General features: G+C 70.3%; 19 protein-coding genes, 1 tRNA gene and 2 pseudogenes. 11 read left to right on the top strand and 11 right to left on the bottom strand.

Features of this window, described 5'->3' with window-relative positions; genetic code table 11:
- Nucleotides 1–255 precede the first annotated feature (255 nt).
- Together ABZ914_RS00955 and ABZ914_RS00950 are read left to right on the top strand one after the other, a co-directional pair.
- On the top strand, nucleotides 256–2,403 hold the full coding sequence (locus ABZ914_RS00955) for a (Fe-S)-binding protein (RefSeq protein ID WP_500190729.1): 2,148 nt from the start codon (nucleotides 256–258) through the stop codon (nucleotides 2,401–2,403).
- Between the two features lie 129 nt (nucleotides 2,404–2,532).
- On the top strand, nucleotides 2,533–3,300 hold the full coding sequence (locus ABZ914_RS00950) for a ZIP family metal transporter (RefSeq protein WP_500190727.1): 768 nt from the start codon (nucleotides 2,533–2,535) through the stop codon (nucleotides 3,298–3,300).
- Nucleotides 3,301–3,473: 173 nt separating this feature from the next.
- Here ABZ914_RS00950 and ABZ914_RS00945 read toward each other — a convergent pair whose 3' ends face one another.
- The 4 genes and pseudogenes from ABZ914_RS00945 to dcd form a co-directional block, all read right to left on the bottom strand.
- Nucleotides 3,474–4,355 (bottom strand): glycine betaine ABC transporter substrate-binding protein, encoded by an 882-nt coding sequence (locus tag ABZ914_RS00945; RefSeq protein WP_500190725.1) that lies wholly within the window; start codon nucleotides 4,353–4,355, stop codon nucleotides 3,474–3,476.
- A 118-nt stretch (nucleotides 4,356–4,473) separates the two neighbouring features.
- Nucleotides 4,474–5,286: pseudogene (locus ABZ914_RS00940) on the bottom strand (ABC transporter permease); the annotation flags it as partial.
- A 76-nt stretch (nucleotides 5,287–5,362) separates the two neighbouring features.
- Nucleotides 5,363–6,640, bottom strand: coding sequence for a quaternary amine ABC transporter ATP-binding protein (locus ABZ914_RS00935; RefSeq protein ID WP_500190723.1), 1,278 nt, complete (start codon nucleotides 6,638–6,640; stop codon nucleotides 5,363–5,365).
- Nucleotides 6,641–6,826: 186 nt separating this feature from the next.
- The gene (dcd, locus tag ABZ914_RS00930; RefSeq protein ID WP_190850633.1) at nucleotides 6,827–7,402 is read right to left on the bottom strand and encodes a dCTP deaminase; all 576 of its coding nucleotides are present in this window, start codon (nucleotides 7,400–7,402) and stop codon (nucleotides 6,827–6,829) included.
- A 91-nt stretch (nucleotides 7,403–7,493) separates the two neighbouring features.
- Here dcd and ABZ914_RS00925 point away from each other — a divergent pair.
- The 3 genes and pseudogenes from ABZ914_RS00925 to ABZ914_RS00915 all read left to right on the top strand — a co-directional run.
- Nucleotides 7,494–7,567, top strand: a tRNA-Gly gene (locus tag ABZ914_RS00925).
- Between the two features lie 627 nt (nucleotides 7,568–8,194).
- Entirely contained in the window at nucleotides 8,195–9,643 is a 1,449-nt protein-coding gene (locus tag ABZ914_RS00920) for a hypothetical protein (protein ID WP_500190722.1), read from the top strand.
- 234 nt (nucleotides 9,644–9,877) lie between these two features.
- Nucleotides 9,878–10,236: pseudogene (locus tag ABZ914_RS00915) on the top strand (transposase); the annotation flags it as partial.
- 121 nt (nucleotides 10,237–10,357) lie between these two features.
- Here the strand turns inward: ABZ914_RS00915 and ABZ914_RS00910 are convergent.
- Both ABZ914_RS00910 and ABZ914_RS00905 read right to left on the bottom strand, forming a co-directional pair.
- Complete coding sequence (locus ABZ914_RS00910; RefSeq protein WP_433144690.1) at nucleotides 10,358–10,996, bottom strand: response regulator; 639 nt, start codon at nucleotides 10,994–10,996, stop codon at nucleotides 10,358–10,360.
- A gap of 8 nt (nucleotides 10,997–11,004) precedes the next feature.
- Nucleotides 11,005–12,309 (bottom strand): sensor histidine kinase, encoded by a 1,305-nt coding sequence (locus ABZ914_RS00905; protein WP_500190720.1) that lies wholly within the window; start codon nucleotides 12,307–12,309, stop codon nucleotides 11,005–11,007.
- 110 nt (nucleotides 12,310–12,419) lie between these two features.
- Here ABZ914_RS00905 and ABZ914_RS00900 point away from each other — a divergent pair, with 110 nt between their 5' ends.
- From ABZ914_RS00900 to ABZ914_RS00885, 4 genes are read left to right on the top strand one after another with little or no spacing between them, the layout of a single operon-like run.
- Nucleotides 12,420–12,977 (top strand): hypothetical protein, encoded by a 558-nt coding sequence (locus ABZ914_RS00900; protein WP_500190718.1) that lies wholly within the window; start codon nucleotides 12,420–12,422, stop codon nucleotides 12,975–12,977.
- A complete protein-coding gene (locus ABZ914_RS00895) occupies nucleotides 12,974–14,053 on the top strand; it encodes a peptidoglycan-binding protein (protein ID WP_500190716.1) in 1,080 nt (359 codons plus the stop codon). Before ABZ914_RS00900 ends, ABZ914_RS00895 begins: the two co-directional genes overlap by 4 nt.
- The gene (locus ABZ914_RS00890; protein ID WP_387025929.1) at nucleotides 14,050–14,745 is read left to right on the top strand and encodes an ABC transporter ATP-binding protein; all 696 of its coding nucleotides are present in this window, start codon (nucleotides 14,050–14,052) and stop codon (nucleotides 14,743–14,745) included. Before ABZ914_RS00895 ends, ABZ914_RS00890 begins: the two co-directional genes overlap by 4 nt.
- The gene (locus tag ABZ914_RS00885) at nucleotides 14,742–15,929 is read left to right on the top strand and encodes an ABC transporter permease (RefSeq protein WP_500190714.1); all 1,188 of its coding nucleotides are present in this window, start codon (nucleotides 14,742–14,744) and stop codon (nucleotides 15,927–15,929) included. Before ABZ914_RS00890 ends, ABZ914_RS00885 begins: the two co-directional genes overlap by 4 nt.
- A gap of 59 nt (nucleotides 15,930–15,988) precedes the next feature.
- On the opposite strand, the gene ABZ914_RS00880 is transcribed toward ABZ914_RS00885, so the two are convergent.
- From ABZ914_RS00880 to ABZ914_RS00870, 3 genes are read right to left on the bottom strand one after another with little or no spacing between them, the layout of a single operon-like run.
- Nucleotides 15,989–17,176 (bottom strand): IS4 family transposase, encoded by a 1,188-nt coding sequence (locus ABZ914_RS00880; RefSeq protein WP_500190713.1) that lies wholly within the window; start codon nucleotides 17,174–17,176, stop codon nucleotides 15,989–15,991.
- Nucleotides 17,124–17,300, bottom strand: coding sequence for a hypothetical protein (locus ABZ914_RS00875; protein ID WP_500190711.1), 177 nt, complete (start codon nucleotides 17,298–17,300; stop codon nucleotides 17,124–17,126). Before ABZ914_RS00875 ends, ABZ914_RS00880 begins: the two co-directional genes overlap by 53 nt.
- A complete protein-coding gene (locus tag ABZ914_RS00870; RefSeq protein ID WP_500190709.1) occupies nucleotides 17,290–17,667 on the bottom strand; it encodes a hypothetical protein in 378 nt (125 codons plus the stop codon). The genes ABZ914_RS00875 and ABZ914_RS00870 overlap by 11 nt, the downstream gene beginning before the upstream one ends.
- Nucleotides 17,668–17,878: 211 nt before the next feature.
- On the opposite strand from ABZ914_RS00870, the gene ABZ914_RS00865 reads away from it, so the two are divergent.
- On the top strand, nucleotides 17,879–18,127 hold the full coding sequence (locus ABZ914_RS00865) for a hypothetical protein (RefSeq protein WP_500190707.1): 249 nt from the start codon (nucleotides 17,879–17,881) through the stop codon (nucleotides 18,125–18,127).
- Between the two features lie 623 nt (nucleotides 18,128–18,750).
- Here ABZ914_RS00865 and ABZ914_RS00860 read toward each other — a convergent pair.
- Both ABZ914_RS00860 and ABZ914_RS00855 read right to left on the bottom strand, forming a co-directional pair.
- On the bottom strand, nucleotides 18,751–18,921 hold the full coding sequence (locus ABZ914_RS00860) for a hypothetical protein (RefSeq protein ID WP_500190705.1): 171 nt from the start codon (nucleotides 18,919–18,921) through the stop codon (nucleotides 18,751–18,753).
- 359 nt (nucleotides 18,922–19,280) lie between these two features.
- The gene (locus ABZ914_RS00855) at nucleotides 19,281–19,706 is read right to left on the bottom strand and encodes a hypothetical protein (RefSeq protein ID WP_500190703.1); all 426 of its coding nucleotides are present in this window, start codon (nucleotides 19,704–19,706) and stop codon (nucleotides 19,281–19,283) included.
- Nucleotides 19,707–20,645: 939 nt separating this feature from the next.
- On the opposite strand from ABZ914_RS00855, the gene ABZ914_RS00850 reads away from it, so the two are divergent.
- The gene (locus tag ABZ914_RS00850; RefSeq protein WP_500190701.1) at nucleotides 20,646–21,173 is read left to right on the top strand and encodes a formylglycine-generating enzyme family protein; all 528 of its coding nucleotides are present in this window, start codon (nucleotides 20,646–20,648) and stop codon (nucleotides 21,171–21,173) included.
- Nucleotides 21,174–21,309: the final 136 nt, after the last annotated feature.

Here is a 21,309-nt window from a genome sequence, read left to right as displayed (position 1 = left end):
CTGGACGGGCCCTCGTCCTGTCCTTTTGACTCGGGAAGCGGCCGATACTCATCGGCGCGCCGGATCCGTAAGGTATGGGGACGACGGAACGGCGAGTTCGCGGCCCACCGGTGCGCGGACCGGTCGAAAGGCGTGCTGACCTGCGCGTGTGACCACATAAGCTACTACCGAGTAGTATTCGGGCCCCGGATGAGATGCAGTCTGTCGCGAGCCCTACGCTGACTGCCATCGCCCGTACCCCAGGAGGACGGAACAGTGTTCTGGATCACGTTGGTCATTGGGCTCGCCGGAACGGCGGTCGCTTTGGCGCTCGCCGGCCGGCGGGTGCTGTTCCTGTACAACACGGCCATGGCCGGGCAGCCCGACCCCGAGCGCGTGCTGCAGGTCAAGCGTGACAAGAAGGCCGACATCGAGGGCCAGGTCACCGAGGTCCTGGGACAGCGCAAACTGCTGAAGTGGACGCTGGCCGGCTCCGCGCACGCCGCGGTCATGTGGGCGTTCTTCCTCCTGGCCACCGTCTACCTGGAAGCGGCCGTCGCGCTGCTCGCCGGCCTGGACAAGAAGATCCCGTGGCTCCAGACGTGGGGCCCGATCGGGTTCGTCCAGGACACCATCGCACTGGCCTGCACCGCGGGCCTGATCGTCTTCACCTCGATCCGCGTCAAGAACTCGCCCAAGCGGCTGGAGCGCAAGTCCCGGTTCAAGGGCTCGCACCTGTCCGGCGCCTGGATCACGCTGTTCATGATCTTCAACGTGATCTGGACGATGTTCTTCTACCGGGGCGTCGAGTGGGCCAACGGCAACCTCGACTACGGCAAGGGCGCCTACTTCTCCTACCTGGTCGGGCACCTGTTCGACGGCCTGAGCCACCACACGCTGGACGTCCTGGAGTCCATCGGCCTGCTGCTGCACATCGGCGTCGCGCTGGTGTTCCTGGTGTTCGTGGTGCACTCCAAGCACCTGCACATCTTCCTCGCCCCGCTGAACGTGATGTTCAAGCGCCGCCCCGACGGGCTCGGCGCCGCGCAGCCGATGATGTCCGGCGGCAAGCCGCTGGACTTCGAGGAGGCCGACCCCGACGAGGACGTCTTCGGCCGCGGCAAGATCGAGGACTTCACCTGGAAGGGCTTCCTCGACATGGCGACCTGCACCGAGTGCGGTCGCTGCCAGTCCCAGTGCCCCGCGTGGAACACCGGCAAGCCGCTGTCGCCGAAGATGGTGATCCTGGAGCTGCGCGACCACGCGCTGGCCAAGGCCCCCTACTTCACCGCCTCCGAGGAGGCGCAGGCCAAGTTCACCGACGAGCAGAAGCTCGCCATGCAGGTCGACAAGGAGCTCGTCGGCGAGGACGGCGTCATCCACCCCGACGTCCTCTGGTCCTGCACCAACTGCGGCGCCTGCGTCGAGCAGTGCCCGGTCGACATCGAGCACATCGACCACATCCTGGACATGCGCCGCTTCCAGGTCATGATCGAGTCCTCGTTCCCGTCCGAGGCCGGCGTCATGCTGAAGAACCTCGAGAACAAGGGCAACCCGTGGGGCATGTCCGAGATGAAGCGCCTCGAGTGGATCGAGGAGCTGGACTTCGAGGTCGAGGTCGTCGACGACAAGGTCGCCGAGGACACCGAGTACCTGTTCTGGGTCGGCTGCGCCGGCGCCCTGGAGGACCGGGCGAAGAAGACCACCAAGGCCGTCGCCGAGCTGCTGCACATCGCGGGCGTCAAGTTCGCCGTGCTCGGCCCGATGGAGGCGTGCACCGGTGACCCGGCCCGCCGCCTGGGCATGGAGTTCGTCTTCCAGATGCTCGGCCAGCAGAACGTCGAGACGCTCAACGACGCGGGCGTGAAGAAGATCGTCGCGACCTGCCCGCACTGCTTCAACACCCTCGCCAACGAGTACCCGCAGATCGGCGGGAACTACGAGGTCGTCCACCACACCCAGCTGCTCGCGCACCTGGTCGAGGAGGGCAAGCTCACCCCGGTCACCCCGATCGAGGAGAAGATCACCTACCACGACCCGTGCTTCCTGGGCCGCCACAACAAGGTCTACAAGCAGCCCCGCGACATCATGGCCACCGTCCCCGGCGTCAAGACGCAGGAGATGCACCGGCACAAGGACCGCGGGTTCTGCTGCGGCGCCGGCGGCGCCCGGATGTGGATGGAAGAGCGGATCGGCAAGCGCATCAACACCGAGCGCGTGGACGAGGCGCTGACCACCGACCCGGACACCGTCTCCACCGCGTGCCCGTTCTGCCTGGTCATGCTGGGCGACGCCATCAACGAGAAGAAGAACTCCGGCGACGCCAAGGAGAGCCTGGAGGTCGTCGACGTCTCCCAGCTGCTCATCCGCTCCATCAAGGGCGAGGGAACCGCCCAGGAGAAGGAGCCCGTGGCCGCCGAGTAGCCCGGCACCGCATCGAGGCCCCGGTCCCCGCTCGGCGGGGGCCGGGGCCTCCGCCGTGCCAAGGGTCCTGTAGCCGATCATCGACGCGGCGGGAGGAGTGATCGCCGGGACGGCTGGTAAGACCAGGGGATGGCCGTGCTCGTGTCCGCCCTGGCATTCCTCATGACGCTCGCCGGCGGGCTCGCGGCGATGCGGGTGCGGGACAAGCGGCACCTCGTCCTCGGCCTCGCCGGCGGCCTGATGCTCGGCGTCGTCGCGTTCGACCTGATCCCCGAGTCGCTGGAGCTGTCCCGGAACCGGCCGTTCGGCGTCCCCGCCCCGATGATCGGCTTTGCCGTCGGGTTCCTGCTGCTGCACGTGGTCGAGCAGTCCGTCGCGATCCACCGCGCCCACGAGGGCGAGTACGCCCCGCACGTCCACGCGCACGGCCACGCGCACGGCCACGGCCACCGCGACGGCGCGGGCGGCGCCGGGCTGCTCGCCGCGTGCGCGCTCGTCGGGCACAGCCTGGTGGACGGCCTAAGCATCGGGCTCGGCTTCCAGTCCGGCACGCAGACCGGCGCGTTCGTCGCGCTCGCCGTCATCACCCACGACTTCGCGGACGGCTTCAACACCTTCACCGCGGCCTCGCTCGGCGGCCGGGACCGCCGCCCCGCGCTCGCGCTGCTGGCCGCGGACGCAGTCGCGCCCGTCGCCGGGGCCGCGCTCACCCTGATCGGGACGGTCCCGGAGGGCGTCCTCGGGCCCTACCTCGGGCTGTTCGCCGGCGTCCTGCTGTACCTGTCCGCCGCCGAGATCCTGCCGGAGGCGCACAGCGGCCACCCGCGCGTGATGACGCTGTGCGCCACCGGCCTCGGCCTGGTCGTGGTCGTCTTCAGCGTCGGCCTGGCGGGCTGACCGGGGCTCGGCCTGGCGGGCTGACCGGGGCCGCGCGGGACGCGGCGCCCTTCAGAACGTCCTGAAACGGCCCAGAACGTCCCGGAAAAGGCAGAGGGCCGTCCGGTATCTCCGGACGGCCCCCTGACGCCTTCAGGAACGCTGGAACGTTCCCTCCGGGACGGGACGACGCGTCAGCCCGTCATGGACTGCTCGAAGCCCGGGTTCGCCTTCAGCCACGCGTCCACCGCCTGGTCCGGCTTGCCCTTGTACTGGTTCGCGATGAGGTCCTCCAGCGAGCCCAGCTGCTTGTCGTCCATCTTGAACTTCTTCAGCCAGGCGGCCACCTGCGGCTGGTCCTTGCTGAAGTCCTTGCGCGCGACGGTGTTCACGCCGTCCGGCTTGCCCATCGCGCCCTTCGGGTCCTGCAGGTCCCGGATCGGGAACTTCGAGTACGCCCAGTGCGGGCGCCACAGCGTGACGACGATGTCCTTGTGGGCGCTGACCGCCTTCTGCAGCTCGGCCAGCATCGCCGCCGTCGACGACGTCGTGACCGTGTACTCCTTGTCCAGGCCGTAGGCGGGCAGCATCTTCGTCTGCGACACCCGGTACAGCCCGGAGCTCTTCTCGATCCCGATGATCTTGCCGCCGTACTGCGAGCCCTTGCCCTTGAGGTCCGCCAGCGAGTGCAGCGGCGAGTAGTCCGGCACGGCGATCGTCAGCGGCGCCGACGGGTACCAGACGCCGACCTTCTCCAGCTTGTCGCCGTACTGCTTCCAGTAGTCCTCGTGGGTGTTCGGCAGCCACGAGTCGACGTAGAGGTCCACGTCCCCCTGCGCCATGCCCGCGTACAGGGGGCCGGTGTCGAGCTCCTTGACCGTGACCTTGTAGCCCTTGTCGGTCAGCATCTTCTTCCAGAGGGCGGTGGCGGCCTCGCCCTCCGCCCAGCCGGACACGACGCCGAGCGTCAGATCCTTGCTGTTCTTCTTGTCGTCCGAACTGTTGCAGGCGCTAGCCGTCGCGCCGAGCGCCAGCGCCATCGCCGCCGCGGCCAGAACCTTGAACTTGGGACGCAATGCCCTTCCTTTCGTCGCCTTGCAGGGGGTGAAAAGATCGTGTGCGCGGGGTCGGCCCGCGCGGTCGCCCATGGTGGTCAGCCCATGGATGTCGGCCGACGGGGGTCAGCCGACAGGGTCAGCCGACGGGGTCGGCCACCCTGCGTGCCCAGAGCGTGCGCAGCCCGCTCGGGCGCTCGCTGCCCAGCGCGCCGGTGAGGCGGTCCAGGTAGATGGCCAGGACGACCACACCGAGGCCGCCTTCGAAGCCCTTGGAGATGTCCAGCCGCTGGATGCCCTCCAGCACCACGCCGCCCAGGCCGTCCGAGCCGACCATGCCCGCGATGACCACCATCGACAGCGACAGCATGATCAGCTGGTTGACGCCCGCCATGATCGACGGCATGGCGAGGGGGATCTGGATCCGGGTCAGCACCCGCATCGGCGGCGTGCCGAACGCCTCGCCCGCCTCGACCATCTCCGGGTCCACGCCGCGGATGCCGAGCTCCGTCAGCCGCACCCCCGGCGGCAGCGAGAAGATCACCGTCGCCACCACGCCCGGCACGACGCCGATGTGGAAGAAGAAGATCGTCGGGATCAGGTAGACGAACGCCGGCATCGTCTGCATGAAGTCCAGGACCGGGCGGACGATCCGGCTCACGACGGCGCTGCGGCCCGCCGCGATGCCGATCGGTATCGAGATCACCACCCCGATCACCGCGGCCACCAGCACCTGCGCCAGCGTGTCCATGGCCGGGTCCCACAGCTCCATGCTGTCGATCAGCCCGAAGCCGAGCAGCGTGAAGACGCTGAGCTTCCAGCCGCTCAGCACCACGGCGATCACCGCCAGCACCACCGCCAGCCCGACCGGCGGCAGCAGGTTCAGCAGGTCCGTCAGGTTGTCGACCGCCCACGTGATGGCCGAGCCGATCCCGTCGAACAGCCAGCCCAGATTGGTGGTGCACCAGTCGACCAGATCGGAGAACCAGTCGCCGACGTGCACCCGGGGCACCTCGCTCGCGAGCACGTCAGTCGTCAACGGAACCCTCCTTCGTCAGCGCGAGAGCCGGCTCCGCGCCGTCAGCGGCGTCCTCGCCGGACGACTCGACGACCTCGTCCACATGCGTGCTGATCGCGCCGAGCGCCGCCAGCAGCGTCACCCGCGGGATCACCCCGAGCAGCGTCCCGGCCTCGTCCGCCACCGGCACCGGCAGGTCGCTCTCCGCGCACCGCTGGAACAGGTCGGCGACCGGGGTGTCCGGCGCCACCGGGTCCAGGTCCTCCGGGTCGATCAGGCCGTCCAGCTTCTGGACGTTCTCCTGCACCGCGTCCGCGACCGCCGCGGCCTTCACCTTGCCGATCAGCCTCCGGTCCCGGCCGACGACGAACGCCGCGTCGGTCTGGTGCTCGCGCATCGTCCGCAGGGCCGTCCGCGGCCCCGTCGACGACAGCACGGTGACCAGCGGCTTCTCCATCACCGACGACGCCGTCAGCACCCGGGTCCGGTCCACGTCCGCGACGAACTGGGCGACATAGTCGTTCGCCGGGTCCGTCAGGATCTCCTCGGCCGTCCCGATCTGCACGATCCGGCCCTCCCGCATCACCGCGATGCGGTCGCCGATGCGCATGGCCTCGTTCAGGTCGTGCGTGATGAACACGATCGTCTTGCCGAACCGCCCCTGCAGGTCGAGCAGCAGGTCCTGCACCTCGCGGCGGATCAGCGGGTCCAGCGCGCTGAAGGCCTCGTCCATCAGGATGATGTCGGTGCCCGCCGCCAGCGCGCGGGCCAGCCCGACCCGCTGCTGCATGCCGCCGGACAGCTGGCCGGGGAGCTTGTCCTCCCAGCCCGCGAGCCCGACGAGCCCCAGGAACTCCCGGGCCTTGCTCTCTCGTTCCTCCTTGGCGACGCCGCGGACCTCCAGCCCGTACGCGGCGTTGGCCAGGACCGACCGGTGGGGGAAGAGCGCGAAGTGCTGGAAGACCATGGAGATCTTGTTCTGCCGGAGCGTTCGCAGCGCCTTCGGCGACAGCTTCGCGATATCCTGGCCATCGATCTCGACGGCCCCGGAGGTGGCCTCCAACAGACCGTTCAACATCCGGATCAACGTGGACTTACCGGAGCCCGACAGGCCCATCACCACGAAGATCTCGCCCTGCTCGACCTCGAACGTGGCGTCCACGACGGCGGGGGTGACGCCCAGTGCGCGGACGTCCTTCAGGTCCGCACCCGCCTTGAGTTTTCGTTGCGCCTCGGCCGCCTTTCGGCCGAACAGCTTCGTGACGCTTTCCGCGCGGAGTATGGACACGATCTCCTTCCGTGTTCCCACACCCGGGGGCGGCGCGGAAACGGGTAGCCCTCATCCGTCTGGCACCCGTCGACCCACCTCAGGCAAAAGAGGCTGTCAACCAGGAGCCAAGGCTGTGCGTCGCACGAAACTACCCGTCCCGAGAAGATGTTTCATCTTTGAGTGATCTGCGTCACGTGTCCGCCGTCACACCTTCGTCCGGTGGAAGTTCAGATACGACCGCGACGGCGTGGGCCCCCGCTGGTCCTGGTACCGCGACCCGTAGCGCTCCGACCCGTACGGGTACTCCGCCGGCGAACTGGTCCTGAACAGGCACATCTGGCCGATCTTCATCCCCGGCCACAGCTTGATCGGCAGCGTCGCCACGTTCGACAGCTCCAGCGTCACGTGCCCGCTGAACCCCGGGTCGATCCAGCCCGCCGTCGAGTGCGTCAGCAGCCCCAGCCGCCCCAGGCTGGACTTGCCCTCCAGCCGCGCGGCCAGGTCGTCGGGCAGCCCGAACACCTCGTAGGTGGAGGCCAGCACGAACTCCCCGGGATGCAGCACGAACGCCTCCTCGGCGTCCACCTCCACCAGCCGCGTCAGGTCCGGCTGCTCCACAGCCGGATCGATGTGCGGGTACCGGTGGTTCTCGAACACCCGGAAGTACCGGTCCAGTCGCACGTCCACGCTGGACGGCTGGACCATGCCCGGCTCGTACGGGTCGATCTTCACCCGCCCGGTCTCGAGCTCGGACCTGATGTCGCGATCGGAGAGCAGCACCCCGAAAAGCTATCCCACCCGCACCCCCGCCACGCCGCACCCGACTTTCCGGTACGATGTCCAAGCGCGGGCGGCCCCGACCACCCGCCACGCGGGTGTAGTTCAATGGTAGAACTTCAGCTTCCCAAGCTGACAGCGCGGGTTCGATTCCCGTCACCCGCTCCATTGTTTTCTCAGGTCACGGCGTCGCTGGAACCTAAACGATCTTGAATCAAGATCGCATGTCAATCAGATGTCAATGAGACCTGCATTGATCATGCAGCATCCTGAGTCACAGCAACGGCCAGAGCGAACCTCGCTGACCCGTCAAAGTAGACATCTCTCGCGCCCCCGGGGCTAGATGCTGCCCGCGGCAAGGACGTCAGTGCCAGGTGTTCTGTCTCGCGAGGTTGGGCACACGGCTCGCGGGCTCGGCTGGGAGTCAGCTACCACCCCTCGTCGACGGGAGCGTGGGGACAGTCCCCAGTGCTGTCTGAGCCGCCGACGCCCTTGATGTACAGCGGCGAATCGGCGGCGGAAGGGTGTGCATTCCGCCAGCGTGGGGGAGACGTGGCTGCGTGCGACCTCGGCCGCCCGCAGTGGGCGACGAGACGCTATGCCGGTCACTGGAGGGGAGTCTCGACACCGCGATCTCCTGCGGATCGCGGGCCGAAGATTCGCCGGTCGGCCGCGCCGATAGGCATGTCGTTAATGCTGGCCTCGCGTCGCTCCCCATGGGGCGTGAACCCACCAGCCGAGGGGCGTCCGCGAAACGAGCATTCGCCTTGCGCTCAGACTGGGAAGCTCATCAGTGTGACCCGTTATCGGCGTGATGTTGAGGTTGCTCCGCTTCCGCGCGAGTTGCTGGACCAGGTGGTGCGTGCGCTGCTGGACGCGGTGGAGGAGGCGCCGATCAGTCGAAGCGGCTTCGAGTTCGGCGACGAGGTCATCGGTGACGTGCGGCTGGTGGAGGGCCGGCACCTCGCCGCCGGAGCCCGCTACCACGGGGAGGAAGACGAGCTGTCCGTCGATGTGCACGTCCCGGCCTGGAACAGAGCCGGCGAGTCGCGGATCGAGGTCACGGGCGTCTCCGGCGGCCATACCGTCAATCTGCGGCTGGAGCTGCACATGTCCGGCCGACGGCTGGATTCCGTCCGCCTCACCGGTGACTATCAGGGGCCCAAGCCGTTTCGCGGGTTGCGGCGCGCGCGGTGGGAAGGGGTGCTGCGGGCTGAGGACTGGTGGTCGGCGCCCGGCTCGAAGACGCCCCCGGTATCGCTGCGAATCGTGCATCCCTGGGCCTTCGCCGAGGTGCGGATCGCGCGGCGCAAGGGCAAGCGCGGACGCTGGTCCGTCCGGGCCACGACGCGGTTCGGCGGGCGCTCCCTGCTGCGTCCTGTCGCGGCGGTGTGGCTCGCCGCCAATCGGGCCCGCGTCCTGCGCAAGCTGGACGAGGGCCTCGCCAACGCGGTGTCCGCTTGGAACGCCGAGGTGCCCGGCATGGCGAAACGCGGCATGCGCGAGCGCCTCGACTTCGAACATCGCATAACACTCAAGTCCGTGCCCCGCGAATGGGTCGAGACCTATGTGGCCGAGCTTCACCAGGGGATCGAGAGGCTGGTCTTCGACCGGCGCCGCCTCTTCAAGAGCCCTGAGAGTAGCTACGACGTGCGGCTCCTCAAGGGGAAGCACATCAGACCAGGCACCAGATACGGCATCACCTTCGTCTCGAAGGCCTCAGTCTCGGAAGACAAGCGCGAGTCGTTCAAAGTGGACGTAGCGGCCTGGGAGTTCGATGGGCCGAACCGCATCGAGTTCGCCGGTCCGGAGGATGCGCGCACAGGGTGGGTCGAGATCGACAATGCCCGCAGACCCACCGTCGTCCGTGCCGGGTTCACTGGTGCGGTCGCGGGCGGCATGCCCGTCACGGCGGCGGCCGAGGCAGACCTTCAGCGTTGGTGGAGCACCGGCCTGCTACTCACCGGCACCGCCGAGAACCCTGTGGGCGAGGCGTCCCTGGCCGTAGAGCGTGTCGCGGAGGAGGACGGCGTCTGGACGCTGGCGATCACCGGGGCCGTGGAGGGCCACGGCTGGGCGAGGCATCTGTTCGCGGTCGCCGGGGTACTGTCCGGCCCGGCCTTGAACCGGTCGTTCCGCGAGACGGTGGACGCCTTCGCCGAGAGATGGAACGGCGCCGCTCCTGGAACCGACACCGCAGAACAGGCCGCCGATTCCACAATCACAGCAATGCTCGAACGCTAACCTCGATGTTTCATTTCGCCGGGCAGGCCGCGTAGCGGCTTGGCCGGCGTGTGGGTTCTGCTGGGTGGTCAGGCCGGAGAGTCAGTCCTGCGTCGACAGCAGCTCGATCGGCCGGGAGGGAAGTCTCCGCGGGCCGTCCGCCTCGATGTAGTGAGTCGGGCCGTAGGCCCACGAACCGGCGATGAGTGTGACCACGTTCGGGCTTCTCCGAGTCTGGAGGAGCCCGTGGAGTTCACCGACATCGACGGGCACCGCTTCACCTGCTTTATCACCGGTACCCGGCCCGGCGGCAAGCACGGGCAGCTCGCCGACCTGGAACTGTGCCACCGCCGCCGGGCCAGCTGCGAAGACCGCATCCGCTGTGCCAAGGGCGCCGGCCTGCGCAACCTGTCCCTGCACAACTTCGCCGCCAACCAGATCTGGCTCGAACCGGCAGCACTGGCCGCGGACCTACTGCCTGCACTCAGATGCTCGCCTTCGCTGATCACCCGGCACGCCGCTGGGAGCCTGAACGCCTGCGCCCGCGGGTCTTCTCGGCCGCCGCTCGCCTGGCACGGGGCGGCAGACGACTCCGGCTCCGCCTGCCCCGTCATTGATCCACGGGAATTTTAGAACAGCGTTTCTGTCGCAGTAAGCGGCCGGACGCGCGGAGCCGCAGGTCACGGCCGTCGGCGAGTTCGACGATCCGCACGTGGTTCTCCCGCAGCCGGCGCGCTAGACGACGCCGTTCTGGTGGGCGTAGATGACGGCGTGGATGCGGTCGCGCAGGCCGAGCTTGGTGAGGATCCGGCTGACATGGGTCTTCGTGGTGCCCTCGGTGATGAGGAGGGTCTCGGCGATCTCGGCGTTGGACATCCCCCGGGCGATGAGGACGAGGACCTCGCCCTCGCGCGGGGTCAGCATCGCCAGGCCAGGGGCGTGCGCCGCGCGCGGGGCGGTGTCGACGAAATGGCGGATCAGCCGGCGGGTGACGGTCGGGGCGGCGACGTTCTGGCCGGACGCGACCGTGCGGACCGCCGTGACGAGGTCGGCGGCGAGGGTGTCCTTGAGGAGGAACCCGGCGGCGCCCGCGCGCAGGCCGGCATAGACGTACTCGTCCAGGTCGAAGGTGGTCAGGATGATCACGTGCGGCGGGCCGTCCGGCGCGGCGCGCCCGCGCAGCCGCCGGGTCGCCTCGATGCCGTCGATGCCGGGCATCCGCACGTCCATCAGGATCACGTGCGGGGACGTCGCGGCGGCGGTGGCGAGGACCTCCAGCCCGTCGGCGGCCTCGCCCACCACGCCGATGTCGCCGGTCTCGTCCAGGATCATGCGGAAGCCGGTGCGGACCAGGGACTGGTCGTCGGCGATCACCACCCGGATCATGCCGGGGCCGCCAGCGGCAGGACCGTGGTGACCTCGAAGCCGCCCCGGTCGGCCGGCCCGGCGTGGACGGTGCCGCCGAGGGCGGTGACCCGTTCGGCGATGCCGCGCAGGCCGTTGCCGAACACCGGTGGCCGCCCCGTGCCGCCGGTGTCGTGCACCCGGATGGTGAGTTCGCCGCCGGTGAAGTCGAGGCCGACGCTGCACGAGCAGCCCGGGTCGGCGTGCTTGAGCGTGTTGGTCAGCGCCTCCTGGACGATCCGGTACGCCGACAGCTCGATGCCCGCCGGCAGCGTCGCCGGCTCGCCCGTGATCTCGAACGTGACCGGCCGCCCGCTGGCGCGGACCCGGTCGATCAGCTCGGGCAGCGCGGCGAGGCTGGGCTGCGGGGCCAGTTCGGCCTGCGTGCGGACCAGGCCGAGCAGCCGGCGCATCTCGGCGAGCGAGGCGCGGCCCGTGGTGATCACGTTGTGCAGGGCGGCCTCGCTGCGTTCGGGGTGGCGGCGCAGCGCCGCCTGCGCCCCCTGCGCCTGGACGACCATCACCGACAGGCCGTGCGCGACGACGTCGTGCAGCTCGCGGGTGATCCGCCCGCGTTCGGTCGCGACGGCGAGGGCGGTGCGCTGCTCCTGCTCGCGTTCAAGGTCGGCGGCCCGCGCCTCGATGACGGCCAGGTGCGCCCGCCGCGTCCGGGCGTTGTCGCCGGCCGCCCAGGCGATGCCCAGGAGCAGTGCCGGGACGGCCGCGTCCGACAGGGCCTGGAGCACCGCGCCCCACGCGGAGGGGAGGAAGTCGCCCTTGCGCGGGCCGAGGCGGCCCAGGCGGATCGCCTCCAGCGGCTCCACCAGCGCGAGCAGGCCCAGTCCCGTCTCAAGGGCGATCAGTAACGCCACCGACGCCCTGCGGGTCGCGGCGGCGCCGGCCAGCCCGTACACCGTGACCAGGACGCTCAGGTCGAGCGGCAGCAGCGGGAGATCGTGGCCGAGCCCCGATCCCGGTCTCAACGGTTTGGCGAACACCACGGCGGGCCAGCCGGTGAGGTGCGAGGCGACGCCCGCCGCGGCGAGGACCACGGCGGCCACCGGCAGGCGGCGCCGGACCAGGAGCGCCGCGACCAGCAGCCCGCCCGCCAGCCACCAGAAGGCGATGTGCACCCGCCAGCCCGCCTCGGAGCCGTAGACCATCGTCATCTTGGCCTGGGTCGGGGTGTGCAGGCCCGGGTCGGCGCCGAGCAGCGCGCTCGCCAGGGCGAGGACGGCCGCCGCCGCGGAGTCGAGCAGGAGGGGGCCGGCCCGGGGACGCATGGCTGAAGGGTATGACGCCGCGGTCGCGAGCGGATCTGTCGGAAGATGTACGCAGGGGTCCGCCTCGCGCCAGACGCGGACGGGCGGCGCGGACGCCCACCCTGGCGGACATGAACAGACTCGCCCCCGCGGCGCTGGCCGCGGCGTCGGTGCTGGCCCTGGCCGGGTGCGCCTCCGGCCACGGCGCGGCGTCCGCGTCCCCCTCGTCCAGCGCCAACAACATGCAGCAGGTGCTCGCGCTGGGCAGGAGCATGTCGCAGTGCGCCCGAGCGCACGGCTACCCGACCTTCCCCGACCCGAAAGTGAACGCCACCGGGGACGACATCACCTTCTCCCCGGCCGGCGGGCCGGACCAGACGAAGACGATCTTCCAGGCGCTGGAGAGCGTCCCGGAATGCAAGGCGATCCTCGACCGGATGAACTCCACCGCCAAGAAGCGGTCCGGGAGGGACAACCGGCAGGAGCCCAAACCGAAGGACGTCCCGGCCCTCAAACGGTTCGCCCAATGCGTCCGCGAACACGGCATCCCGGAATGGCCCGACCCCAAGGCCGACGGGTCCTTCCCGCTCCACGGGACGGCGATCGAGGCGGAAGGCAAGTCGCAGCGCCTCCTCCAGGCCACACAGCCCTGCCAGCGGTACTGGCCGGGAAGGATCGCCGTCTCATGAGGGCCGTCGTGATCGCGGCGACCGGGGTCGCGGTCGTCGCCGCGTCCGGCGGGATCTGGGCGGCGAGCCGGGGGGAACCGGCGCGCGGGGCGGGCAAGGCGCCGGTGGCGGTGACCGCGGTCCCGGTGCGGCGCGGCGACATCGTCTCGCGGGTGCCGCTGTCGGGGACGCTCGGCTACGACGGGACCGTCTCGGTCGTGAACCAGCTGGCCCCCGGGGTGGTGACGGCCGCGCCCGCGGCCGGCTCGGTGATCGGGCGCGGGTCACGGCTGTTCGCCGTCGCGGGCACCGACGCCGTCCTGCTCTACGGACACGTCCCGGCCTACCGCCCCTTCACCTGGGGCATGACGGCCGGCGCCGACGTGCTGGAGCTCGAACGCAATCTCGACGCCCTCGGATACGCGCCCGGCACCGTCGACCGGCACTTCTCGGCCGCGACGGCGGCGGCCGTGCGCCGGTGGCAGAAGGCGCGCGGGCTGCCGCCGGCCGCCCGGACCGGGGAGCTCGCGCTCGGCGAGGTCGTGTTCCTCCGCGGGCCCGTCCGCGTCTCCCATGTGGACACCGGCGCCGGGGCGTCGGCCGGGCCGGGGACGCGGATGCTGTCCGGCACGTCGACCGTCAAGGTCGTCCGGGTGTCGGTGACGGCGGACCGGCGGGCGCAGCTGCACGCCGGCGACCCGGTGCAGATCACGATGGTCGGCTCGGACGGCGTCGTCCAGGGCCGGGTCAGGACGCTCGGGAAGGTCGCCGCGGCGCCCGAGGCGCCGCAGGGCGCGCCCCCGGGGCCCGCCACGGTGACCGTGACCATCACGCTGGTCAGGCCACCGCAGGTGTTCGCCGACCTCGACCAGGTGCCCGTGCAGGTCGCGATCGAGAGCGAGCGGCGGCGCGACGTGCTGACGGTTCCCGTCACGGCGCTGCTGGCGCGTCCCGGGGGCGGCTACCAGGTGGCCGTCCGGGACGGGGCCGCGCGGCGGCTCGTCCCCGTCACACCCGGGCTGTTCGACGACGCGACCGGGACCGTCGAGGTGACCGGCGTCGGCGAGGGCACGCGGGTGGAGGTGCCCGTCTCATGAGCGACATCGTGTTGAGCTTCACCGAGGTCGTGAAGACCTATCCCGGGACGCCGCCGGTGGAATCGCTGCGCGGAGTGGACCTGGCCGTGCGGTCCGGAGAGATGGCCGCGGTGGTCGGGCCGTCCGGGTCGGGCAAGACGACGCTGCTCAACCTGGCCGCGGGACTGGACCGTCCGACGGGCGGATCGGTGTCGCTGGGCGGCGAACGCATCGAGACGCTGCCGGACCGGCGGCTCTCGGGGCTGCGCGCGCACGCGGTCGGCGTCGTCTTCCAGCGGTTCTTCCTGCTCGACCACCAGACGGCGGTGGCGAACGTCGCGGACGGACTGCTCTACCGGGGCGTTCCGCCGCGCCGCCGCAAGGCCGCCGCGCTGGAGGCGCTGGACCGGGTCGGCCTCTCCGGCAGGGCCGGCCATCCGGCCCGCGTGCTGTCGGGAGGCGAGCGCCAGCGGGTCGCGATCGCCCGCGCCCTCGTCGGCCGCCCCGCCCTCGTGCTGGCCGACGAGCCGACCGGCAACCTGGACTCGGCCACCGGCGACCGGATCCTCGCACTGCTGCACGACCTCAACGCCGGCGGCGTCACCCTGCTGGTCATCACGCACGACGCCCATGTCGCGGACGCCTGCGGCCGCCGCGTCGAACTGCGCGACGGCCGGATCACCGCCGACGAACCGGCCGGGGGCCGGGCATGAGCGCGTCGCGGTTGCGGGCGGGCGACCTGCTGCCCCTGGCCACCGTGGGCCTGCGGAGCAGGCGGCTGCGGACGGCGCTGTCGACGCTCGGCGTCGCGATCGGGATCGCGGCGATCATCGCGGTGCTGGGCATCACCCGCTCCAGCCAGTCGCAGCTGCTGGCCCGCGTCGACCGGCTCGGCACGAACCTGCTGACGGTGGCGACCGGCACCGACCGCGGCGGCGCCGAGGTGCCGCTGCCGCCGACCGCGACCGCGAGCGTCGCGCGCACCGACGGGGTCACCCGGGTCACGGCCACCGCCGACCTCCCCGACCTCGCCGTGTTCCGCACCGACCGCGTCCCGGGCGGCCGCACCGGCGGGCTCGACGTGCGCGCGACCGAGCCGTCCCTGCTCGCCACCCTGGACGGCCGCCTGGCCGCGGGCGCGTTCCTCACCGAGGCCACCGGACGCTATCCGGTGGTCGTACTCGGCCACGACGCCGCCGAGGGGCTCGGCATCGACCGGGTCGACACCGCGACGCGGGTCTGGCTCGGCGGACGCTGGTTCACCGTCGCCGGCATCCTGCAGCCGCTGGAGCTCGCGCCCGAGATCGACCGGGCGGCGCTGATCGGCACCGCGGCCGCCGCCGGGTTCGGCTACACCGGGCACCCGACGAGGCTCTATCTGCGGGCGGACACCGGCCGGGTCGACGCGACCTCCGGGCTGCTGGCCCGCGCCGTCGACCCGGAGGCCCCCGACACCGTGGCCGTCACCCGGCCGTCCGACGTGCTGGAGTCACGGCTGCTCATCGCCGGTTCGACGACGGCGCTGCTGCTGGGGCTCGGCGCCGTCGCGCTGCTCGTCGGCGGGATCGGGATCGCGAACGTCATGGTCATCTCCGTCCTGGAGCGCCGCGGCGAGATCGGGCTGCGCCGCGCGCTGGGCGCCACCCGCCCGCACATCGCGGCCCAGTTCCTGCTGGAATCCCTGCTGCTGTCGGCGCTGGGCGGCCTCGCCGGCGTCCTGCTGGGCACGCTGATCACGTTCGCGACCGCCGCGCAGCGTCACTGGCACCCCGAGATACCGGCGGCCGCGGTCGGCGCCGGCCTCGCGGCGGCCGTCCTCATCGGTGCCCTGGCCGGCCTCTATCCCGCCGCCCGCGCCGCCCGGCTGCCCCCGACCGAGGCCCTCCGCGCAGCCTAGTTCCGCACGCCCGGCCCAGGGCCCTCGACCGGCGGCCCGGGCCCGGTGGACCTCGGCGGTCACCGATCTAGAGGCAATGCCGGGAAGTTAAAGGTCTTCGGCTGCTGTCGAGCTGGTCGGGGTGAGGATGTTGATGGCGAGGGTGGCCTGGTAGGTGGTTCGGTCGATGACCGGGCCGCGGGCGTTGCCTTGGAGATCGCGCGTTTGACGGTGCGGGCGTTGATGCGCACCCGCCGGTCGGGCAGCAGGTTGTCCAGGACGGCTCGTCCGATACGGCCGATCAGGTCGATGCGGGTGTCGGCGATCACGCCGGCGGCCTGGATGACCTGGTCGCGGGCGGTGGCCAGGGCGGTGCTGAAGCCGGCCCGGTCGGGGTCGATGCGCGGGTCGCTGTTGGTGGCGTCGGCCATCGCGGTGCGCAGCGCCTGGTAGACGACCAGCAGCGCGTAGACCTCCTGGTCGGTGCCGGCCGGGGTCCGGGCCCACAGGACACGGCCGCCCAGGATGGAGGATTTCAACTCCAGGTAGGCGGTTTCGATCTCCCACCGCTGATGGTAGAGCCGCACCAGGTCGGCGGCCGGATAGCGGACCGGGTCCAGCAGTGTGGTGATGAGCCGGTAGCTGCCGGTGGTGTCACCGGCGCTGGTGGAGACGGTGATGGCGGCATCGATGACGCGGACCTTGATCCCGCCGTGCCGGGAGATGAACGAGCCGTCGCGCAGGCGGTGCTGGGCCGGCAACCTGGGCGCCGAACGGCCGTTCTTGACCCGGACCAGCAGATCCGCGCCGGTATCGGCGATCTGCTTGACCAGCCACCCGGCGCCGAACCCCCGGTCGGCCAGCACGACCATCTGCTCCCGCAGCACCCCCAGCAGCCGGGCCGCATACGCGCTCTCGCCGTTGCCGGTCCCGCAACCCGGGCCGAACACCGCGTCCAGGCCGCTGCGCGTGCCACAGGCCACCACCGCGACCAGCCGCAGCGTCGGAAACGCCGGCCCCCTCTGCTTGGGATAGGCCACGCGGTTGGCCGGGCTGTCGGCCACGCTCATCACGGTCCCATCGACAGCACACACCAGCAGACCACGCCACCGCACTCCACCGCCCAGCGTGGCGGCCGGGCCGCGCAGCAACTCAAACAGCGCCTTCAACGGCGCGACACCCAACCGCCGCCGCGCCTGGGTCAATGCAGCCCCGCTAGAGGCCGGCACCGCCTGCGATCCACCGAGCCCGGCGGTCAGCCGCCCCACACCCCCACATAGCCCAACTCGGCGAACAACGCCCCGGCCAGCAGCAGATACACCACCACCGAGACGGCAGCAGCCGCACCCGACGCTGCACAGCACCGGTCTGCACCAGCACCTCATCGACCATCTCGAACGGCACCTGCCGGGGCCTCACCGGCGGGCACGATCGTCACGCCGGAGGGCGGCAGGGCTTCTTCGAGCCCCGTGACGTGGGGGTCGGTCGGCACGACGTACTCGCACTCACGGCGCCGGACCGTGAAACCGGCCCGCTGCCAGCAGGCCGTCAACTCGACGTCGGCTTCGTCGACCAGCGTGAACAGCGGCGCCGGCAGTTCCGCGAGCATCGCTTCGGCGAGCCGGTCGAAGATGGCGTCGTGCCAAGCGTCGATGCTGACGAACAAGCGCCCGTCGGGTCGGTGGACTGCATGCCCGCGGCCGACCACCAGGTCGTCGTCCAGCGCGTGCCACTGCCCGCCCGCGACGCGCGTGATCATCACCGCGTTCCCGGTTAGACCGGACGTGAAAGGTTTCGGATTCATCGGAGTCTCCTTCAGGAGTGCCTCGTTCTCAGGCGCTCCCGGTGACACCGAACGTCAGCCGCCGGACCGTGACGGACGAAGGGAGCACCCATGGGTGACTGTGTTCACGGGGCTCACCTCCTTGCGACGGTTTCACGGTCCGCCACGACGATAACCGCGGGGAGCCTTGAAGGATCGCATCTACCTAGCCGAAGTGCTCGAAGACGCCATCGAACACATAGAGTCCACGACCAAACCGGAAGCGGCGAAGGATGCCCACCACGATCCTGCCCGAGCGCCCGCGCCGATCGCCTGGTTCGCGAGGCCGGGTCAAGACGCCGACGTGCGCCGGATGCAACCCGAACGTGCGCTTCCGCGTCGGGGCGGCGTGCGGCTTGTTGGAGTGCGCGAGCACGATCGTGGCGTCCAGATCTAGCGCGACCAGATCCCTGGTTGCCCCAGGGGGCGTGTTCACCGGCCGGTTCCCAGGCCCGCACGCGGGCCGCCGCCCGAGCCTTGCGGATCGCCCGCAACGCCTGCGGGCCCGCGCCGGCGAGGGCGGTGACCAGCCGTGACGCCGTCGGGTTGGAGGCAACCGGCCCGAACCGCTCCGGCTCGGCCCGCAGGACAGCGATGTCGGACAGGCAGTCCCCGCCTAGCGCCAGCATCACCGCCAGGTCCGCGACGACCTCCCGGATCGTGCACCGCCCGTGGCTTGCGCCACCGCTCTAACCCAGCGGAAAGCGCCCGGTCGCCCGGAGCGTCTGGGGCAGTAGCACCCCGTCGGCCTTACCAACAATCCCGGCCCCGTCCGAAGAGACCACGAGCTTGGCAGGGCGACCTGTAGTCTTCACGCGAAAAGTGCCTTCTGAACTGGCGCGGACAGGACCTTCGACAAGCCCTATCCTCCCAGCTCGGGGTACTTTTCTTGTCTAAACGGTCACTCTCGGCCCATCGTGCGGTGAAAGCCCGAAGGCTAGCGGCGGCGGGCACCATCCGCGGCATCTGATCCCTGGGCCCCGGTCGCGGCGTCTCCGCGACCGGGGCGCCGACGACGGCTCACCCGGCAACGGTGGCCACGGGCCGGGCCCAGGAGCCTTCTTGGGCGAAGGTCTCAGGCGCCGTCCGGCGCTGCCCGTTCGGGGCAAGGTAGCTCGCTTGAAAGCGCCCGGACGGCAGCTTGCGGATGTTGCCGAAGCGACGGTGACCAGGCTTGTTTCCCTTGGCCATTACGCAGCCCCCCAATCGCTGACGAGCTGCGCGAGGACATCGCCGCAGGGCGGCACGCGGTCGGGGAGCCCCTGCCCTCCATAGCGAAGTCGGGGGAGCGGTTCGGCACGGCCGGCGCCACGGTCGAGCGCGCTATCCGTCCTGCGCGAAGAGGGCCTCATCATGAGCAGGCAGGGCACGCCGAGCATCGTGACGGAGCGCACAGAACAGGTTGAACCCCCGGAGCAGCCTCACGACGAGGCCGAGGAGCCAAGCGAAGAGTTCGCACTCCTATGGCCCAGATCCAAGAGATCCGCGAGCACCTACGGCGCCAGAGCGCCAGGCTCGACGAGATGGACGAGCGGACGAGGAACCTCTAATCAACCGCGGCGATAAGGTTCGTCGGCGTTGTCGTACATCAGGTGCATGGTCGAGTGGTCCTCGGGGACCAGGGGCGCCCAAACCGTGCAGCTTCCCGTCATCGGGCGGTCGCCCTTCGGGTGGAATTCCATCACCGCGCCGTAGGGCTCGTCACTGTGATTGCCCACCACCCAGGTACCGGTGCCGGACACGCGGTAACGGTCTGCGTATTCACCGCCGGTCACCTTGCACTGGTCGGGGAAGGCGATGTTCTGGGCGGTGAAAGTACCGTCGGTCCGGAAGTCGATGACGCCGCCCCGATCGGACTTCCAGACCCCGATCAGCTCCGACCTTTCGACCTCCGGCTGCACGTCCGCAAGTCGGCACCCGGTGAGTGGCAGGAGAGCGGCGAATGCCAGGGCGACAACGGAAGCCAGTCTGGGCATCGGCCCAGCCTAGGCGCTAATTAGCCGCAGGGCCGCCGACCAGGCCCACAGAGCGGCCCACTTCGGACAGTAAGAAGCCCCGCCGCTCCAAGCCGGAGAAACGGGGCAGGGATCAGCGACGGCGTCTAGATCAGCGAGGTCACGGCCAACCCTCTGGATGAGCGATCGCCTTGCGCAGTTCCGCCGGGTTCGCCGCCTCTACGAGTCGTTCCCGCCGCCTTCCCGGCCTGTGACCGGGCAGTGTCACCAGCGCCCACCACGAGCCGGTTGCCTTGCCGTACCAAACGGCCAGCAACGCGCCGTCGTCCCGGCGCCGGCACCACACCTCTTGCCGCAGGTCGGGACCGAGCGCCCGGCCGCCCGGCCGCGCGGGTCGTCCTTCTCCGGTTGCCCGGCCGAGTCCTCCGCGCGGACGGCTCCATGCCCCGCCACCGAGGCGACCAGGCCACGCCCATTCAGCGCCGCGACCAGCGCAAGAGCCGATTCACCCAGCCAGCAGGGCAACGACGCGGGTTGAAGCGATCAGCCTGCTCGGCCGCCTGCCATTGCTGCGGACACGCGGCACCGCGAGCCGCACAACCTTGTCTTCCGAACGCACACGACCGGTCATGCCACGTGATGGCTGAACTCAACGGCGTACCTGTGATCCCGGATGAGCTCAAGGCTCTGGCTCTCGTGAACTACGGCCACTAAGCCACCCCGGAGCCCAGGCCGAGCCGAAGGCTCTCGTCACGACCCGCCCGTCCGCGTCCGGTGGGAGAAGGGGAACGTGACTCCCCGCCCCATCAATCAGCAGGACCTAGACACCATTCTGGCCGCCTGTAGCCCCGAGGTACAGGCCCGCTTCGCCGAGATGATCGGGCTGACGAACGCGGCCGCGCCCGCACAGTATCCGGGCGTGTCCTCAGAGCAGCCAGCAAGCCCGAGCCAGAGCCGGACGTGCCCGTCGGCGACGAAGACCAGGTCAGGCACCCGATCGACGGGAAGTTGATGGCGCTGGTCTCTGCCGACGTCTCCTTCGCAGGCGAGAACGCCGAACCCGTCTACCTCCCGGCGTTCCACATCGATGTGTTCCCCACCACGAACGCCGACTACGCTCGGTTCGTTGCGGCAACCGACTACAAGCCGCCGCAGCATTGGGAAAGCGGCGAAATCCCCGAGGGACTCGACAACCACCCGGTTGTGTTCGTCCCGTGGCACGACGCACAGGCGTACGCCCAGTGGTCGGCTAAAGCGCTGCCGAGCGCACAGCAATGGGAGAAGGCAGCCCGAGGGACGCGAGGTGAAATCTCCCCGTGGGGCAATCAGCGGACTCCCGCGAAAGTCAACTGCCGGGAAGGCGGAAAGCGCAGCACGACCCCGGTTGACTGCTACGCAAGCGGCATTAGCCCTACGGTGTCTATGACATGTGCGGCAACACGTGGGGTTGGTGCTCGACAGAGTCCGAGCCTGGCCGCTACGAGCTGAGGGGAGCGCGTTCACGAGCCCGTTCCTCCGCTGCGCCCCGTCGACGTTCAACGACGCGTCAGCAGACATGCTCGACGACGACACGGGCTTCCGCTACATGACCCCCGCAGAGACCATGCGAGCCCTGCTCAACGTG

The sequence above is a fragment of the Spirillospora sp. NPDC046719 genome, from assembly GCF_040645715.1.
Taxonomy (GTDB): Bacteria; Actinomycetota; Actinomycetes; order Streptosporangiales; family Streptosporangiaceae; genus Spirillospora.
This window is presented reverse-complemented; position numbering and strand designations above follow the sequence as displayed.